We start from the raw sequence: 16,222 nt of genomic DNA on the forward strand, positions 1-16,222 counted from the left end.
TTTTTTCATGGCCTCAGTTGCCGCGTAGCGAGGCCGCGTCGAGCGCCTCGCAAAAGTGCGGATATTGCCGCGCGACGAGCACGTCGGGCAGCAGATACTGCGGAAAGCACTTCGACGTGTTGTGAGCATGCAGCACGTGCAGGCACAAGCCCACGTCGTCGGTGGGCAGCGCGATGCGCGCGCCGCGCGCGCGAGCGGCCGTCGCGAACATGCCGTCTTCGTTGAATGAGCGATGCTCGAAGGGCTGCGACGCACACAAGCGTTTCGTGTACAGGTAGCTGAAGCCGTAGCCCAGATGGTTGTCCGCGAAAGCGGCGTTCTCGTGCGGGAAGTTGAGCGCCGTCATGGGCCGGTCGCTCCAGCAGAAGTGCAACCCGCTCTTGCGCATCAGGTCCCAGTACGCGAACTGGCCATACACGCGGCTATAGAGGAAAAACGCGCCGAGCTTGACGAGTTGCGCCTCGTGCCGCCGCATCTGGCCGAGCATCGCGCCGAGGTAATCGGGCGCATAGATCTCGTCGTCGTCGAAGTGCGCGATGATCTCGCCGCGCGCGAGTTCGGCCGCGAGATTGCGCTTTTCGCCGATCGACAGGCGCGTGGGCAAATGCCGGTACACCACGCGCTCGTCGCGCAGGCTCGCCATGTAGGCGCTGGGCGCTTCGCTGTCGTCGATCACGATCCACTCCAGCGCGAGCGCGCGCTGCGACGCGAACGACCGGTACGCGAGCGGCAGGAACGCTTCGCGGTTCCAGGTGGGCGTGACGACACTCACACAGGGTGCGCTCGCCCCGGCGGCGGAAGTAGGAGACATGGCGAGAACCTCGGCAGCGGAAAAATCCGCATGTTAGGTGCGCGTCCTATGTCTCGATATCGAATACCGACTAAACGCGTGCGCGCTTGAGCAAGCGCAAGGTGGCGCACGGCGCTGACAGCGCGGGCAAGGCGAGTCGCGCTCAGCCCGGCTCCACCGTGAAGCCGCGTTGGCGCAGCAACTGGAGCACACCCCGGCGCCCGCCCAGGTGCAGCGCGCCAATCGCGACGAACAGCGGCTTGTTGGGCGCGACGTACTGTTGCATGCGCGAAACGAAGCGCCGGTTGCGCTCGTAGACGATGCGGTTGTCGACCGAAGCCGCCACGCGCGCGTCGTGCGAGAGCTTCTCGGTGCGCGCCGCCTCCCATGCGGCGATGGCGTCGGCGTCGCCCACGCGCCACAGGCGCAGCAGCGTCTGCACGTCGGCCACGTTCTGGGCCGGCGTTTGCGCAAGGTCCTGAGCGAGCATCTCGCGCTGCTGCGCGAGGTTCAGGTTCGTGAAGGCGCGCATCTGCTCGGCGAGCGTCTCCAGCCCGACGATGCGGCGCCCCTTCCAGCGCAGGAACACGTTCTGCAATTGCGCCTCGGTGCCGTACTCGGTTTGCAGGCCCGCGCTCAGCGAGTCGTACGTTTCGACGAGCAGCGAGGCGAGCCACGGCCGCATCTTGCGGATCTCGGCCAGCGCCTCCGGATTGCCGCGCATGCGCGCCTCCAGCTTCTGCCAGAGCGGCTCGGGCAAGAGGCCCGGCAGGCAGGGATTCCTGCACACGCCGTATTTCGAGACGTCGTCCTGGGAAACGAGCAGGTCGTCGGGCGACAGCTCGAGCGCGAGGATCGGCGAGGCGGCGAGCGCCGCGAGAATGGGCGGGCGAAACGGCTGCCCCGCCGGATAGTCGGCCGGGTCGCCCACGTGCAGCGTACCCAGCAGATAAATGGTGAGATTGCCGCGCGTGGCGACGTAGAACGGCATGCGCGCGGGTTGCGTGCGCACGGGACCGCCAGCCGTGGTGCCCGAGGCATAGCTCGGCACGGCGGGCGCGGCGTGGAAGCCCGGAATGCCGCCACCCGCGGGCATCGGCACGCTCGGGCGGGCGCCGGGCGTGTTGGCGGCCGCGCCCGCCGCGAACGCGGCGGGCAGCGAACCGGGCCACGCGCCGGCCAGAAGCGCGAGCACGAGCGCGCGCAACAGCGCGGCCACGACCGCCACGGCAGGTGAAACGGTGGACAAAGCAGTACGAAAAACGGCGAAAAACACGGCGCGACGGCCGCCTCTTCGCTGGCAGCGCGCAACAATAAAACGACGCGCCGTCGTCGCTTCAGGCCGGCATGGGCCGCCCATCCTCTTCCCCCACCTCCTCTGCACGATGGCAGGATACCTGACGTCCATCCACTTCGCGTAGTGCCGGAACTTCCTTACGACACCGGTCGATCGCATATGGACAACGTTGGTGGAACGTGCAACCGGACGGCGGATTGAGCGGCGAAGGCAATTCGCCCTCCAGCTTGATCTTCACGTGCCGGTCCGCCTCGAAGATCGCGGGCGTGGCCGAGAGCAGCGAGCGCGTGTACGGATGGCGCGGCCGCGTGATCACCGTGTGCTTGTCGCCCAGTTCCGCCACGCCGCCCAGGTACATCACCATCACGTCGTCGGCGATGTGCTCGACCACGGCCAGGTTGTGCGAGATGAACACGTAGCTCGTGCGGAACTGCTCCTGCAAGTCCATAAACAGATTGAGAATCTGCGCCTGGATCGAGACGTCGAGCGCGGACACCGGCTCGTCGGCCACGACGATCTGCGGGTCGAGAATCATCGCGCGCGCAATCGCCACGCGCTGGCGCTGGCCGCCTGAGAACATGTGCGGATAGCGCTTGGCGTGCTCGGGCCGCAGGCCCACGATGCGCATCATGTGCGCGATACGGTCCGCACGCTCGCTGGCCGTGAGCCGCGTGTTGATGGCGAGCGGCTCGCCGAGCGTCTGCTCCACGGTCTTGCGCGGGTTGAGCGAGGCGAACGGGTTCTGGAACACCATCTGCACGCGGCGGCGCAGCGCGGCGATCTTCGCCGTGTTGGCGTGCGCAACGTCTTCGCCGTCGATGGTGAGCTTGCCCGCCGTGGGCGGCTCAATCATCGTGAGCTGGCGAGCCAGCGTCGATTTGCCGCAGCCCGACTCGCCCACCACGGCGAGCGTGCGCCCACGCGTGAGCGAGAACGACACGCCGTTGAGCGCCTTCACGGTACCCGTGCCGAACATGCCGCGCTTGACGGTGTAGTGCTTCTTGAGATCTTCCGCGACCAGAACCTTGTCGTCTTTGTGGTCCTCACGAGCCGCGTGTTGCTGGACTGCGTTCATCGCGCGCCTCCGTTGGAAAGATTCACCGCCGCGTTCAGCGGCTTGATGCAGCGCACTTGCGCATAGCCGCTTTCATCGGCAACCGCGTCGAGCGCGGGCCGCGCCTTCATGCAGTCGTCCACCACGTACTTGCAGCGCGGCGCGAACAAGCAGCCGCTCGGCCGGTCGTCGCGGCCGGGCACCATGCCGGGCAGCGCGGCAAGACGCATCGCCCCCTTGTTGTGCTCGGGAATCGCCGCGAGCAGCGCTTCCGTGTACGGGTGATGCGGGCGCGAGAAGATGTCCGGCACGCGGTTCGTCTCGATGATCTCGCCCGCGTACATCACGGCCACGCGCTGCGCGACTTCCGAAACAACGGCCAGATCGTGCGAAATCAGCACGAGCGCCATGCCGCGCTCTTTCTGCAAGCGCACGAGCAGTTCCATGATCTGCGCCTGGATCGTCACGTCGAGCGCCGTGGTGGGCTCGTCGGCAATCAGAAGCTTCGGGTTGCAGGCCACGGCCATCGCGATCATCACGCGCTGGTTCATGCCGCCCGACATCTGGTGCGGGAAGTTGTCGATGCGGTTCTTCGCATCGGGAATGCCCACCTGGTCGAGCAGCTCCAGCGCGCGCGCATGCAGCGCGGAACCGCGCAAGCCTTCGTGCAGCTTGAGCACTTCCTTGATCTGATAGCCGACGGTATAGCTCGGATTCAGGCTCGTGAGCGCGTCCTGGAACACCATGGCGATGTCCTTGCCGACGATGCGGCGACGGTCCTTGCCGGTGGCGTTGAGAAGATCGCGTCCGTCGAACGTGATCGAATCCGCCGTCACCTTGCCGGGCGCGTCGATCAAGCCCATGAGCGCCATCATCGTCACGCTCTTGCCCGAGCCCGATTCGCCGACGATGCCGAGCACTTCGCCCGGCGCCACGGAAAGATTCACGCGGTCGACGGCTGGCAGGCCGTTGAAGTTCACCGCCAGATTACGGATGGTCAAAAGGTCTTGAGTCATGATCAGGCCATCCGCTTGAGCTTGGGATCGAGTGCGTCGCGCAGCCCGTCGCCGAGCAGATTGATTGCGAGCACCGAAACGAGGATGGACAGACCGGGCATCGTGACGATCCACCATGCGCTGTCGATGTAGTCGCGCGCGGAGGCGAGCATCGCGCCCCACTCCGCCCGCGGCGGCTGCACACCGAGGCCGAGGAAGCCGAGCGCGGCGGCGTCGAGAATCGCCGAGCTAAAGCCGAGCGTGGCCTGCACGATGAGCGGCGCGGTGCAGTTGGGCAGCACCTGCGAGAACATCAGCCGCATCGTGCCGGCGCCGGCCACGCGCGAAGCGGTCACGTACTCCTTGTGCAGTTCGCCCAAAGCCGAGCCGCGCGTGAGACGCACGTAACCGGGCAACGCCACGATCGCGATGGCGAGCATGGTGTTGGTGAGACCCGGACCGATGATCGCGACCACGGCCACGGCGAGGAGCAACGAAGGCAGCGCGAGCAGCACGTCCATGAGACGCATGATCGGCGTGTCGGCCCACTTCTCGAAGAACGCGGCCACGAGCCCGAGCACGATGCCCGGAATCAGCGCGAGCACGACCGACACGCAGCCGATCCACAGCGACAGACGCGCGCCGTACATGAGACGCGAGAGGATGTCGCGGCCCGCTTCGTCGGTGCCGAGAATGAACTTCCAGTTGCCGCCGTCGAGCCAGGCGGGCGGAATCTTCACGTTGTCGCGGTACTGCTCGATAGGGCTGTGCGGCGCGATCAGCGGCGCGAAGATCGCGATGAAGATCAACGCGAGCACGATGATCCCGGCGCCCACGGCGCCTTTGTTGCGCGAGAAGTTCGCCCAGAATTCGCGCAGCACGAGCGCGCGGCCCGAAGGCGGCGTGACGGCGCGAGGCACGGTGTTCTGAATGTCAGCCATCATGCCTCCTGCGTTTGATTGTGATGTTGTGGGGTGTGCATTGTCATGGCTCGCTTACCTCGTATGTCGAATGCGCGGGTTGAGCACGCCGTACAGCAGATCGACGAACAGGTTCACGAGGATCACGAGCGTCGCGATCATGAGAATGCCGCCCTGCACCACCGGATAGTCGCGCCGGCTGATCGCGTCGATCAGCCATTTGCCGATGCCGGGCCAGGAGAACAACGTTTCGGTGAGCACGGCCCCCGCAAGCAGCGTGCCGACCTGAAGGCCGATCACCGTCACCACGGGAATGAGCGCGTTGCGCAGCGCATGCACGACGATCACGCGCAAGGGCGACAGGCCCTTGGCGCGCGCGGTGCGAATGTAGTCCTCGCGCAGCACTTCGAGCATGGAAGAGCGCGTCATGCGCGCGATCACGGCGAGCGGGATCGTGCCGAGCACGATGGCGGGCAGGATCAGGTGGCTCAAGGCGGAGCGGAACGAGCCTTCGTCGGTGCCGGGCAGGAGCGAGTCGATCAGCATGAAGCCCGTGACGTGCGGAATGTCGAATTCCACGGCGATGCGGCCCGACACGGGCGTCCAGCCGAGCTTCGACGAGAACACCATGATGAGGATGAGCCCCCACCAGAAGATCGGCATGGAATAGCCGGTGAGCGCGGTGCCCATCACGCCGTGGTCGACGGCGGTGCCGCGCCTCAGCGCCGCGAACACGCCGGCCGGCAAGCCGATCACCAGCGCGAAGAGGAGCGCACAAATGGAGAGTTCGACGGTGGCGGGAAAGCGCGCGAGAAATTCGCCCATCACGCTCGTATTGGTGATGATCGAAGTGCCGAGATTGCCGTGAACAGCGTGCCACACGTAGTGGAGATACTGCATCGGCAGAGGCTCGTCGAGCCCCAGGCGGTGCATCGCCTCGGCGTGCATTTGCGGATCGACGCCGCGCTCGCCCATCATCACTTCGATGGGGTCGCCCGGAATCAGGTGGATGAGTGCGAACGCGAGGATCGTGATACCGATGAACGTGGGTATCACCATGCCGATGCGGCGCAATACGAAGCGGAACATGTGGTGTTCCCCCGAAAGCTTGAAATGAAACGCAACCGGCGACGGGGGCTCGTGACCCCGGTCGCCGGACCATATTCCGCCCGCTTTCCGATCAGGTGAAAGCCGGGCGAAAGCTACCGATCAACGTTACTGCATGCCCACGCCGTCGAAGCGCGCGTAGCCGAGCGGTTCGATGCGCATGTCGATCACCTTCTTGCTGACCGGCTGATAGACGGTCGAGTGAGCGATCGGCGAGAACGGCAGTTGCTTCGCGAAGATCTGCTGCGCTTCCTGGTAGAACTTCGTGCGCTGCGCCACGTCCGACGTCTGGCGGCCCTTCTGGACCAGGTCGTCGAACGGCTTGTAGCACCACTTGCCGAAGTTGTTGCCGTTCACGGCCTCGCAGCCGAGCAGCGTGCCGAGCCAGTTGTCGGGGTCGCCGTTGTCGCCCGTCCAGCCGATCAGCATCGAGTCGTCCTCGCCCGCGTGCGCGCGCTTGATGTACTCGCCCCACTCATACGTGACGATCTTCGCCTTCACGCCGATCTTGGCCCAGTCGGACTGGATCATTTCGGCCATCAAGCGTGCGTTCGGGTTGTAGGCGCGCTGCACGGGCATGGCCCACAGCGTGATCTCGAAACCGTTCGACAGACCCGCCTTGGCGAGCAGCGCCTTGGCCTTCGCCGGATCGTATGCGTTGGCCGGCAGGTTCTTCACGTAGGACCACTGGGTCGGCGGCATCGGGTTGGTGGCGAGCTGGCCCGCGCCCTGGTACACCGAGTCGATGATCGCCTTCTTGTTGATCGCCATGTCGAGCGCGTGGCGCACGTCCACGTTGTCGAGCGGCTTGTGCGTGACGTTGTACGACAGGTAGCCCAGGTTGAAGCCCGGCTGCGACGGCATCGCGATGTTCGCCTCGGCCTTCAGCGGCGCGATGTCGGCGGGACGCGGGTAGCTCATCACCTGGCACTCGTCGCGCTTGATCTTCTGCACGCGCACGCTGGCGTCCGGCGTGATCGAGAAGATCAGCTTGGCGAGCTTCACGGCGCCCGGCTTCCAGTAGTCGGGATTGCCGTCGAAACGGATGGTCGCGTCCTTCGTGTAGCTCTTGAAGATGAACGGACCCGTGCCGACCGGGTACTGGTTGATGTCGGCGGCCTTGCCGGCCTTCATCAGTTGATCCGCGTATTCAGCCGAGAGGACCGAGGCGAATTCCATCGCCATGTTCTGGATGAACGGCGCGTTCGGCTCGTTCAGCGTGAACTTGACGGTGTACGGATCGACCTTCTCGACCTTCGCGATGAGCTTGTCGAGGCCCATGTCGGTGAAGTACGGGAACGACACCGGGTACGCCTTGCGGAACGCGTTGTTCGGGTTGAGCATGCGGTCGAACGTGAACACGACGTCGTCGGCGTTGAATTCGCGCGAGGGCTTGAAGAACGAGGTGGTCTGGAACTTCACGTCATGACGCAGATGGAACGTGTAGGTCTTGCCGTCCGGGGAAACGTCCCACGATTGCGCGAGCCCCGGTTCGACCTTGGTGCCGCCGCGTTCGAATTCGACGAGACGGTTATAGACGGTGAACGTGTTCGCGGTGAAATCGACGCCGGTCGTGTATTGGGCCGGGTCGAAGCCGGCGGGGCTGCCTTCCGAGCAGTAGACAAGCGTCTTGTTCGGAATGCTTTGCGCGGCGTGCGCGAGCGGGGCTCCAGCAATCGATGCCGCTGCGAGCGCCACGAGAGACGTCATTCGTGCAGCACGCAACAGTTTGTTTTCTTTCATGTTTCCTCCAGTTCAGTGCCGGCTTGCGCCAGCGTAGCGCGATCTTACTTGAGCACGTGCCGCAGTCACAAGCAAGCCAAAAGTCCCGTCGCCTGTGGAAAACGCCGGGTTGACAGGCGTCATCGTTGCCGCATGCTGCGGCGCAACGTACGCTTGTCCCCGTTTTTCGTTGTCGCTTCCTTGCTGTTTGCTTGCGGTTTCCGCGCGGTTTCCTGGTTCGTTTCTCTTGATCGCCTTGTAGAACAGGAACATAGCGCGCCGAATTGCCGCGCGCCGCGACGGGGGCGACGCTCAAGCGGCGAGTGGCGATACCTCTTCGCACCAGGCGCGCCACATCTGCCGGAATGCGGCCTCCATGGCGCGCGCGAAGCGCGGCGCGTCCATGAGCGGCGAGGCCAGCATGCGCTCGCGCAAGCCCTCACGCAGCGCGGCGAGACGCGGCAGATCGCGGGCGAGATCGCTCACGATGGCGACGTAGCGCGCGTCGCTGTGCGCGGCCAGATCGGTCAGGCCGAGGTTCGCGAGCAGAGAGAGGGCACCGCGGCTCGCGGCCGAACGGCCCGCGCGCGTGGGCACCGGCACGCCCATCCAGAACGCATCGAGGCTCGTGGTGTGGCCGTTGTACGGGAAGGTGTCGAGGGCGATGTCGATTTGCGCGTAGGTGCGCAGGTAGTCGAGCCGGTTCTGGTAACCCACGAATGTGACGCGCGTGGGATCGATGCCATGCATGGCGAAGCGTGTCTTCAACCGGTCCCGCACCAAACCTGATGCGGCGAGCAGCATCAGGCGCGCGTCGGGCAGCGCCTCGAACACGCCGGACCAGAGCGCGAGCGTGGCGTCGGTGAGCTTGCAGGGATTATTCAGGCAGCCGAACGTGATGTGGCCCGCAGCCAGCGCGGGCAGCGAGCCGGGCTGCGCGGTGCGGTCGGCATCGTAGAACGGGGCATAGCACCAGAATGTGTCCGGCAGGCGCAGGGATCGTTCGGTGTACTGCGCGTCGACCTCGGGCGCGCCTTCGGGGTCCAGACGCGGGTCGGTGAGCCGCCAGCCCATTGCAGGGCTGCCGGTGGTGCCCGGATAGGCCAGCCACGCGACCTGCACCGGCGCGGGCCGCATGGCGAAGAGACGCCGCCGCGCGCTCGCCATGTGCATCGTCAGGTCGACGAGGATGTCGATGCCATCGTGGCGAATCTGTTGCGCGAGCTGCGCGTCGTCGAGCGCGTGCACGTCGCGCCAGACATCGGCATGGCTCGCGATGCGCCGCGTGACCACGTCGGGCCGCGCCACGCTCGCATAGCAGAAGATCTCGTGCGCGGCGTGGTCGTGGTGAGCCAGGAGCGGCAACGTGAAAAGCGACTGGCAATGGTTGAGAAAATCGGGGGAAACGTAACCGATGCGCAGGCGCCGCGCCGGGTCGCGCACATTGGCGTGCCACGCCGGCACGGCTATCAGCGGCGCCTCGTGCCGCCGGCTGAACGCTTCGGCCTCGGCGCGGATGGCGTGGCCGTCGTCGGTCACGAACATCGTGGCGTAGGCCAGGTCGCTGTGCGCGCAAACGTCGGCGGGATCGTCCGCCACCGCGTGGCGCAACTCCCCGATGGCCGCGGCCGTCTCGCCCGCGCTCATGAGCAACGCGGCAAGCAGGACGCGGGGGCGGGCAAAGCCGGGCGCGAGATCGATCGCGCGCCGGTATGCCTCGATCGCCTCGCCCTTGCGGTCGGTTGCCATGAACACGTTGGCGAGATTGCGCCAGGCTCCGGCGAAGTCGGGGCGCACGGCCAGCGCGCGCTCCAGCAGCCGTTGCGCCTCGGCGTAGCGGCCGTTCTGCGCAATCAGACTGGCCAGGTTGCTCAACACCGCGGGATCATCGGGCGCGAGTTCGGCGGCACGCCGGAACGCGGCCTCGCTCTGCGCGACGTCGCCCTGGTCGCGCAGCAGGTTGCCCCGGTCGAACCAGGCGCGGGCGTCCTCCGGCTCGCCGGTGGCCGCCGTGGCGCACCACGCGCCCCACATCTGCCGGTAGGCGCCCTCGATGGCGCGCGCAAAGCGCGCGCCGTCCATGAGCGGCGAGGCCGTCATGCGCTCGCGCAAGCCCGCCCGCAGCGCCGCGAGCCGAGGCAGGTCGCGCGCCAGCGCCGTGACGATGGCGACGTATTCGGCGTCGCTGTGCGCGGCCAGATCCCGCAAGCCAAGGTTGGCGAGCAGCGAAAGACCGGCGCGCCCGGCAACCGCGCGACCCACCCGCGTGGGGACGGGCACGCCCATCCAGAACGCGTCGAGACTCGTCGTATGGCCGTTGTACGGCACGGTGTCGAGCGCGATGTCGATCTGCGACCAGGTGCGCAAATAGTCCTCGCGCGCCTGCATGCCGACGAAGCGCACGCGCGCCGCCTCCACGCCGTGCGAGGCGAGCCGCGCGGCGAGTTTCGCCCGCGCCTCGCCCTCGGGTGCGAGGAGCACGAGCCGCGCATCGGGCAGCGCCGCGAACACGCCGGACCAGAGCGCGAGCGTCGCGTCGGTGAGCTTGCAGGGATTGTTCAGGCAGCCGAACGTGATATGGCCCGCGGCAAGCGCGGGCAACGTGCCGACCTCGACGCCGGGGGCCTGCGCGTCGTAGCACCAGAACGAATCGGGCAGGCGCAGCGAGCGTTCGGTGTACTGCGCATCGACGCCCGGCACGCCCGGCGGATCGAGCCACGGATCGGTGAGCCGCCAGCCGATCGCGGCGCTGCCCGTGGTGCCCGGATACGCAAGCCACGCGACCTGCACGGGCGCGGGCCGGCGCGCAAACACGAGTCGCCGCGCGCCGTCCATGTGCATGGTCAGGTCGACGAGGATGTCGATACCGTCGTCGCGAATCTGCCGGGCGAGCCGTTCGTCGTCGAACTCGCGCACGTCGCGCCAGAGGTCCGCATAGCTTGCGAGACGGCGCGTGACATCGTCGGGCCGCGACGTGGTCGAGTAGCAGACGATCTCGAACGCCCGATGGTCGTGATGCGCGAGCAGCGGCGTCATGAAAAGCGCCTGGCAGTGCTGACGAAAATCCGGCGACATGTAGCCGATGCGCAGCCGCCGCGCACGTTCGGGCGAGTTGGCGTGCGTCACCGCCTGCGCGAGCCACGGCGCTTCGTGACGCGCGCTGTAGGCCTCGGCCTCGGCGCGGATCGTGGCGGCGTCGTCCGTCGCGAATGTGAGTGCATAGGCGAGATTGGCGTGCATGGCTCGATTGCCGGGATCGCACGCCAACGCACTGCGGTACCCGCTGATGGCCGCCTCGATATCGCCCGCCGCCTTGAGCACCGAGGCCAGATTGCCGTGCGCGTCGGCGTAACCGGGGCGCAGCTCGATGGCGCGCACAAACGCCGGTCGTGCCTTGTCCAGTTGGCCCAGATCGTAGAAAAGCGCGCCCAGGTAATTCCAGGGCGAGGCATTGTGCGGCTCCATCTCCACCGCCCGCGCAAGCGTTGCATGCGCTTCGGCGTGACGGCCAAGAAGGCTGTACAGAATACCCACGGTCATGAGAATGTCCGCCGACGCCGGTAGCACCGAGCAGGCGTGCTTCAGCAGCACCAGCGCCTCCGAAAACCGGTTCAGCCCGATCAGCGCACTCGCGAGGTTATTCCACGCGTTTGCATACGCGGGGTCTAGTTCGACAGCACGGCGCAGTGACACTTCCGCCCGCCCCGCCGCCCCATTGGTGAGCAACAGGCTGCCGTAGTTGTAGTGGGCAAGCGCATTGTCGGGCTGTATCGAGAGCAGGCGCTCGAAGCAGGCGAGCGAGCGCCCGAGTTCGCCGCGCTCACCATAGAGATTCGCGAGATTGTTGAGCGCATGCGTGGATTGCGGATTCAGTTCGAGCGCGCGCTCGAGCAACGCCTCGCGCTGTGCGGTTTCAGCGGCGTCGTACGTCAGCGCGAGGTTCACGAGCACGTCGGCGTCCTCACGCACGGCCAGCGCCCGGCCGAGCAGCGTACGCGCCATGCCCTGGTCGCGCCCGATGTGAAGCACGCCGGCGAGTTGCAGAACATCGGCGTCATGCGGGTCGGCGGCTAGCAGTTGCGTACAGCTTGCGAGCGCCTCGTCGTGTGCGCCGGCTTGCCAGGCATCCAGGGCTTGCGTGTAGGACCAGGCTGGATGCTCTGCGTCAGGGTTGGCGATGGTAGAGAGAGTCATGGCGAAGATGCCGGCCTGGTGCTGCTCGCGGTGCGTCCTGCCGCAGGCCGGAAAACGAAAAAGTTTTGATTCTCGTCATGTCTCAAATTGTCGAGCCTGATCTGCATCAGCCCGCCGCGTGAACTAATACATCCACACTCTGTCCCCCAAAGAAAAAACCGCGTGGGCCGCAAAAGCGGCACCACGCGGTTTTCTGGATGACATGCCCTACGCGGGTACGCGACCCGCGCGGCGTTGACGTCAGTACCCCAGGCGCTGGCAGATCGTCCGGGTGGCCGCCGCCGAATTGAGCGTATAGAAGTGGATGCCCGGCACGCCCGCCTCGACGAGGCGGCGGCACAGGTCCGTCACCACGTCGAGGCCGAACGCGCGAATCGACTCGCGGTCGTCGCCGAAGCTCTCCAGGCGCTTCGCGACCCAGCGCGGCACTTCCGCGCCGCACATTTCCGAAAAGCGCATGAGCTGCGAGTAGTTCGTGATCGGCATGATGCCGGGCACGATGGGAATGTCCACGCCCAGCTTCTTCGCGTCTTCGACGAAGCGGAAGTACGCATCGGCGTTGAAGAAGTACTGCGTGATCGCCGAATTGGCGCCCGCTTTCACCTTCTGCGCGAACGCTTCGAGGTCGTGGCGCGGCGAGCGCGCCTGCGGATGGTACTCGGGATACGCGGCCACTTCGATGTGAAACGCGTCGCCGGTTTCCTCGCGGATGAAGGCGACGAGTTCCGACGCGTAGCGCAACTCGCCCACCGCGCCCATGCCCGAAGGCAGGTCGCCGCGCAGCGCCACGATGTGACGGATGCCGTGCGAGCGGTACTCGCCGAGAATCGCGCGCAGGCTCTCTTTCGAGGAGCCGATGCACGAGAGGTGCGGCGCCGCTTCGACGCCTTCCTTCGCGATATCGACGACGGTGTCGAGCGTGCCCTGTTGCGTGGAGCCGCCCGCGCCGAACGTCACCGAGACGAACTTCGGCTTGAGCGTCGCGAGCTCGGCGCGCGTGGCGCGCAGCTTCTCGATGCCGTCCGGAGTCTTCGGCGGGAAGAATTCGAATGAGAGTTCGATCGGTTTCATGTTGATGAGGCCAGTGAGGCCTTTTCCGGCATCAGCCGAGGCTGCGGTTACCGAAGATCAGCGCCGAAAGCAGCCAGGACACGATGCTGTACAGGATCGAGCCGAAGAAGGCCGACCAGAAGCCCGACACCTCGAAGCCCTTGAGGAGCGACGCCGCCAGCCAGAAACACAGCGCGTTCACCACGAGGATGAAGAGGCCGAGCGTGAGGATCGTCACGGGCAGCGTGAGCACGATCAACAGCGGGCGCAGCACGGCGTTGATGAGGCCGAGCACGATCGCGACGATGAGCGCGGTGCCGAAGCTGCGAATGTGGATCGACGGAACGAGCCAGGTGATGATCAGGAGCGCGAGCGCGTTGATCAGCCAGGTCAGCAGCACGGTCATAAGGACTCCTTTTGCGTCGTTGCTTTTGTGTCGCCAGGTGCCGGCGGCGGATGCCGCCCGCGGTCTCCGCATGGGGCGCGGGGATTAGGGGCAGCATCCGCCTGACCGCTTAAAGCGGGCTTAAAACCGCAGCCCACTTTGTATCGCGATGTATCGCTTTAGTAGCGATAGTGGTTCGGCTTGAACGGACCGTTCTTGTCGACGCCGATGTACGCAGCCTGGTCGTCGGACAGCACGGAGAGGTTCGCGCCGATGCGCGCGAGGTGCAGGCGCGCGACCTTCTCGTCCAGATGCTTCGGCAGCACGTACACCTTGTTCTCGTACTTCTGGCCTTCCACGAACAGTTCGATCTGCGCGAGCGTCTGGTTCGTGAACGAGTTCGACATCACGAACGACGGGTGGCCCGTGGCGCAGCCCAGGTTCACGAGGCGGCCTTCGGCCAGCAGGATCACGCGCTTGCCGTCCGGGAAGATGATGTGGTCGACTTGCGGCTTGATGTTGTCCCACTGGTACTGGCGCGTGGAAGCGACGTCGATTTCCGAGTCGAAGTGGCCGATGTTGCAGACGATCGCGTTGTGGCGCATCGCCTTCATGTGGTCATGGCCGATCACGTGGTAATTGCCCGTGGCCGTCACGAAGATGTCGGCCTTGTCGGCGGCATATTCCATCGTCACGACGCGGTAGCCTTCCATCGCGGCTTGCAGCGCGCAGATCGGATCGATTTCCGTGACCCACACCGTGGCGCCCAGACCGCGCAGCGATTGCGCGCAGCCCTTGCCCACGTCGCCGTAACCGGCCACGACAGCGATCTTGCCCGCGATCATGACGTCGGTCGCGCGCTTGATGCCGTCGACGAGCGACTCGCGGCAGCCGTACAGGTTGTCGAACTTCGACTTCGTGACCGAGTCGTTCACGTTGATGGCCGGGAACGGCAGACGGCCTTCCTTTTCCATCTGGTACAGGCGGTGCACGCCCGTCGTGGTTTCTTCGGTCACGCCCTTGATGTGCGCGAGGCGCTTCGAGTACCACGTCGGGTCGACGTCGAGGTGCGCGGCAATCGACTTGTACAGCGCGACTTCTTCTTCGTTCGTCGGCTTGGCGATGACCGAGCGGTCCTTTTCAGCCTTCGAGCCGAGGATCAGCAGGAGCGTGGCATCGCCGCCGTCGTCGAGAATCATGTTGGCGAACTCGCCGTTCGGCCATTCGAAAATACGGTGCGAGAACTCCCAGTATTCGTCGAGCGATTCGCCCTTGAACGCGAACACCGGCGTGCCGCCCGCAGCGATGGCGGCAGCAGCGTGGTCTTGCGTCGAGAAGATGTTGCACGAGGCCCAGCGCACGTCGGCGCCCAGTGCCGTGAGCGTTTCGATCAGCACGCCCGTCTGGATGGTCATGTGCAGCGAACCGGCGATGCGCGCGCCCTTGAGCGGCTGCTGCGCCTTGTATTCTTCGCGGGTTTGCACGAGGCCCGGCATTTCGGTCTCGGCAATGTCGAGTTCCTTGCGGCCCCAGGCTGCGAGCGACATGTCGGCGACGATGAAATCTTTGGCTTGATCTTGCGGAACTGCGGCGTTCATCACGCCCTCCTTTCTAAAAGTGACTAGAAATTAAAGACGTGAGCGCCGTTTCAGTGCGGCGGATTCAGGGAATCCGCCGTATTGAGCGCCTTCGAGCCTGGCGGATTACAGAAAACCCGTCGCAACGCTCCTCGAAGACGAGGCGTGATTGTAGCAAATCGGGATGGCGGCTGCGCGACGAGATGGGTGCGGCGATTTGCGGCTCAATCGGTGCCGCAACCGGTGCCGCCCTCGCTCGTGCCTCATCAGGCCGCGTGCCTCACGCTGAGTCCGCGCGTCTGCTGCACGCTCGCCATCGCCGCGGCGAGAAAGGCCCGCGATGCGCGCAGCGTCTCGTCCTGCGTGGCCGCCGGCACGTCGCTCAGGCCGAGCTGGATGCTCAGATAGTGTTCCGCGTAGGTGCCCGCCTGGTAGTGCAGGCGCACCCGCTTCGCGTCGATCAGGCGGCGCTGTCCGAATGCCTCATGGAGCGCCCACGCAAGCGCGCCGTCTTCACCGCCATAGCGGCGAAAGGTTTCGTCCATGGGAAAGCCGCCGAGCGCGAGAAAGGCGCCGCGCCGGATCACGAGACTGCTCGGCACGGTGTTGCTGAGCGCTTCGGTATGCCTGGCGAAATCGGGGTGCGTGGTGAACCGCTCCGGGAAGCCGTCGTAATCGACATCGAGGCGAATCGCCGCTTCGTGCGGATGCTGCACCAGATGCGCGTGAGCGGCGGCCAGCGCCCCCGGCAGGTATTCGTCGCGGACTTCGAGGAATGCGAGGTACGGCGTGGTGGCCTGCAACGCGCCCCAGTTGCGCGCGCGGGCCGCGCCGCCGGTGCCGGGCATCTGTACGAGCCGCACGCGCGGTTCGCGCATCGCGTAGATGCGTGCGATGTTGGCGGAGGCGTCGGTCGAGCCGTCGTCGACGACGAGAATGCGTTCGGCTTCGCCCTGCGCGATCGCGCTGTCGAGCGCGCGGGCAAGCGTGGTCGCGCCGTTGTGGCACGCGACGATGATGGTGATGGGTTGCATGAAACGAGGTGATGGTGACCGGAAACGCGCAAGCCGCTATCCCAGCGGCTTACGCGACAATGCGGCGAATCCTACCCGCGTCGGAAAAAAGCCCATC

13 protein-coding genes and 1 riboswitch are annotated in these 16,222 nt (G+C 65.9%); all 13 genes read right to left on the reverse strand.

Translation table 11 applies throughout. The features are described 5' to 3' along the window. Nucleotides 1-13: 13 nt before the first annotated feature. The 13 genes from C7401_RS02825 to C7401_RS02880 all read right to left on the reverse strand — a co-directional run bounded on the left by C7401_RS02825 (nucleotide 14) and on the right by C7401_RS02880 (nucleotide 16,125). Entirely contained in the window at nucleotides 14-811 is a 798-nt protein-coding gene (locus C7401_RS02825; RefSeq protein ID WP_112169847.1) for a glycosyltransferase family 2 protein, read from the reverse strand. 142 nt (nucleotides 812-953) lie between these two features. Next, a complete protein-coding gene (locus C7401_RS02830) occupies nucleotides 954-2,150 on the reverse strand; it encodes a TraB/GumN family protein (protein ID WP_112169848.1) in 1,197 nt (398 codons plus the stop codon). Next, nucleotides 2,128-3,162 carry a peptide ABC transporter ATP-binding protein gene (locus tag C7401_RS02835; protein ID WP_112169849.1) on the reverse strand — a complete coding sequence of 345 codons (1,035 nt, stop codon included), beginning with the start codon at nucleotides 3,160-3,162 and terminating at the stop codon, nucleotides 2,128-2,130. Before C7401_RS02835 ends, C7401_RS02830 begins: the two co-directional genes overlap by 23 nt. Beyond that, nucleotides 3,159-4,157: an ABC transporter ATP-binding protein gene (locus C7401_RS02840; protein WP_112169850.1), complete on the reverse strand. Its 999-nt coding sequence runs from the start codon at nucleotides 4,155-4,157 to the stop codon at nucleotides 3,159-3,161. Before C7401_RS02840 ends, C7401_RS02835 begins: the two co-directional genes overlap by 4 nt. 2 nt (nucleotides 4,158-4,159) lie before the next feature. Next, nucleotides 4,160-5,077 carry an ABC transporter permease subunit gene (locus tag C7401_RS02845; protein ID WP_112169851.1) on the reverse strand — a complete coding sequence of 306 codons (918 nt, stop codon included), beginning with the start codon at nucleotides 5,075-5,077 and terminating at the stop codon, nucleotides 4,160-4,162. 54 nt (nucleotides 5,078-5,131) lie between these two features. Continuing rightward, complete coding sequence (locus C7401_RS02850; RefSeq protein WP_112169852.1) at nucleotides 5,132-6,145, reverse strand: ABC transporter permease subunit; 1,014 nt, start codon at nucleotides 6,143-6,145, stop codon at nucleotides 5,132-5,134. A gap of 126 nt (nucleotides 6,146-6,271) precedes the next feature. Beyond that, nucleotides 6,272-7,906: an ABC transporter substrate-binding protein gene (locus tag C7401_RS02855; protein ID WP_112169853.1), complete on the reverse strand. Its 1,635-nt coding sequence runs from the start codon at nucleotides 7,904-7,906 to the stop codon at nucleotides 6,272-6,274. A 12-nt stretch (nucleotides 7,907-7,918) separates the two neighbouring features. Continuing rightward, a complete protein-coding gene (locus C7401_RS45310; RefSeq protein ID WP_220092804.1) occupies nucleotides 7,919-8,158 on the reverse strand; it encodes a hypothetical protein in 240 nt (79 codons plus the stop codon). Between the two features lie 39 nt (nucleotides 8,159-8,197). Beyond that, nucleotides 8,198-12,079, reverse strand: a complete 3,882-nt coding sequence (locus C7401_RS02860) for an O-linked N-acetylglucosamine transferase, SPINDLY family protein (RefSeq protein WP_112169854.1) — start codon at nucleotides 12,077-12,079, stop codon at nucleotides 8,198-8,200. A 240-nt stretch (nucleotides 12,080-12,319) separates the two neighbouring features. Beyond that, complete coding sequence (gene metF, locus C7401_RS02865) at nucleotides 12,320-13,150, reverse strand: methylenetetrahydrofolate reductase [NAD(P)H] (protein WP_112169855.1); 831 nt, start codon at nucleotides 13,148-13,150, stop codon at nucleotides 12,320-12,322. A gap of 31 nt (nucleotides 13,151-13,181) precedes the next feature. Further along, nucleotides 13,182-13,535: a phage holin family protein gene (locus C7401_RS02870; RefSeq protein WP_028203399.1), complete on the reverse strand. Its 354-nt coding sequence runs from the start codon at nucleotides 13,533-13,535 to the stop codon at nucleotides 13,182-13,184. Between the two features lie 158 nt (nucleotides 13,536-13,693). Then, nucleotides 13,694-15,112, reverse strand: coding sequence for an adenosylhomocysteinase (gene ahcY / locus C7401_RS02875; RefSeq protein ID WP_112169856.1), 1,419 nt, complete (start codon nucleotides 15,110-15,112; stop codon nucleotides 13,694-13,696). Nucleotides 15,113-15,145: 33 nt separating this feature from the next. Then, nucleotides 15,146-15,251: riboswitch (S-adenosyl-L-homocysteine riboswitch) on the reverse strand. 106 nt (nucleotides 15,252-15,357) lie between these two features. Then, nucleotides 15,358-16,125, reverse strand: coding sequence for a glycosyltransferase family 2 protein (locus C7401_RS02880; protein ID WP_112169857.1), 768 nt, complete (start codon nucleotides 16,123-16,125; stop codon nucleotides 15,358-15,360). Nucleotides 16,126-16,222 lie beyond the last annotated feature (97 nt).

Origin of the sequence: Paraburkholderia unamae (genome assembly GCF_003268775.1) — a bacterium.
Lineage (GTDB): Bacteria > Pseudomonadota > Gammaproteobacteria > Burkholderiales > Burkholderiaceae > Paraburkholderia > Paraburkholderia unamae.

What these genes read in the sequence shown, in the direction of transcription:
- C7401_RS02825 (WP_112169847.1), bottom strand. Translation starts at nt 811, where the DNA reads ATGTCTCCTACTTCCGCCGCCGGGGCGAGCGCACCCTGTGTGAGTGTC.
- C7401_RS02830 (WP_112169848.1), bottom strand. Translation starts at nt 2,150, where the DNA reads ATGGGCGGCCCATGCCGGCCTGAAGCGACGACGGCGCGTCGTTTTATT.
- C7401_RS02835 (WP_112169849.1), bottom strand. Translation starts at nt 3,162, where the DNA reads ATGAACGCAGTCCAGCAACACGCGGCTCGTGAGGACCACAAAGACGAC.
- C7401_RS02840 (WP_112169850.1), bottom strand. Translation starts at nt 4,157, where the DNA reads ATGACTCAAGACCTTTTGACCATCCGTAATCTGGCGGTGAACTTCAAC.
- C7401_RS02845 (WP_112169851.1), bottom strand. Translation starts at nt 5,077, where the DNA reads ATGGCTGACATTCAGAACACCGTGCCTCGCGCCGTCACGCCGCCTTCG.
- C7401_RS02850 (WP_112169852.1), bottom strand. Translation starts at nt 6,145, where the DNA reads ATGTTCCGCTTCGTATTGCGCCGCATCGGCATGGTGATACCCACGTTC.
- C7401_RS02855 (WP_112169853.1), bottom strand. Translation starts at nt 7,906, where the DNA reads ATGAAAGAAAACAAACTGTTGCGTGCTGCACGAATGACGTCTCTCGTG.
- C7401_RS45310 (WP_220092804.1), bottom strand. Translation starts at nt 8,158, where the DNA reads ATGTTCCTGTTCTACAAGGCGATCAAGAGAAACGAACCAGGAAACCGC.
- C7401_RS02860 (WP_112169854.1), bottom strand. Translation starts at nt 12,079, where the DNA reads ATGACTCTCTCTACCATCGCCAACCCTGACGCAGAGCATCCAGCCTGG.
- metF (WP_112169855.1), bottom strand. Translation starts at nt 13,150, where the DNA reads ATGAAACCGATCGAACTCTCATTCGAATTCTTCCCGCCGAAGACTCCG.
- C7401_RS02870 (WP_028203399.1), bottom strand. Translation starts at nt 13,535, where the DNA reads ATGACCGTGCTGCTGACCTGGCTGATCAACGCGCTCGCGCTCCTGATC.
- ahcY (WP_112169856.1), bottom strand. Translation starts at nt 15,112, where the DNA reads ATGAACGCCGCAGTTCCGCAAGATCAAGCCAAAGATTTCATCGTCGCC.
- C7401_RS02880 (WP_112169857.1), bottom strand. Translation starts at nt 16,125, where the DNA reads ATGCAACCCATCACCATCATCGTCGCGTGCCACAACGGCGCGACCACG.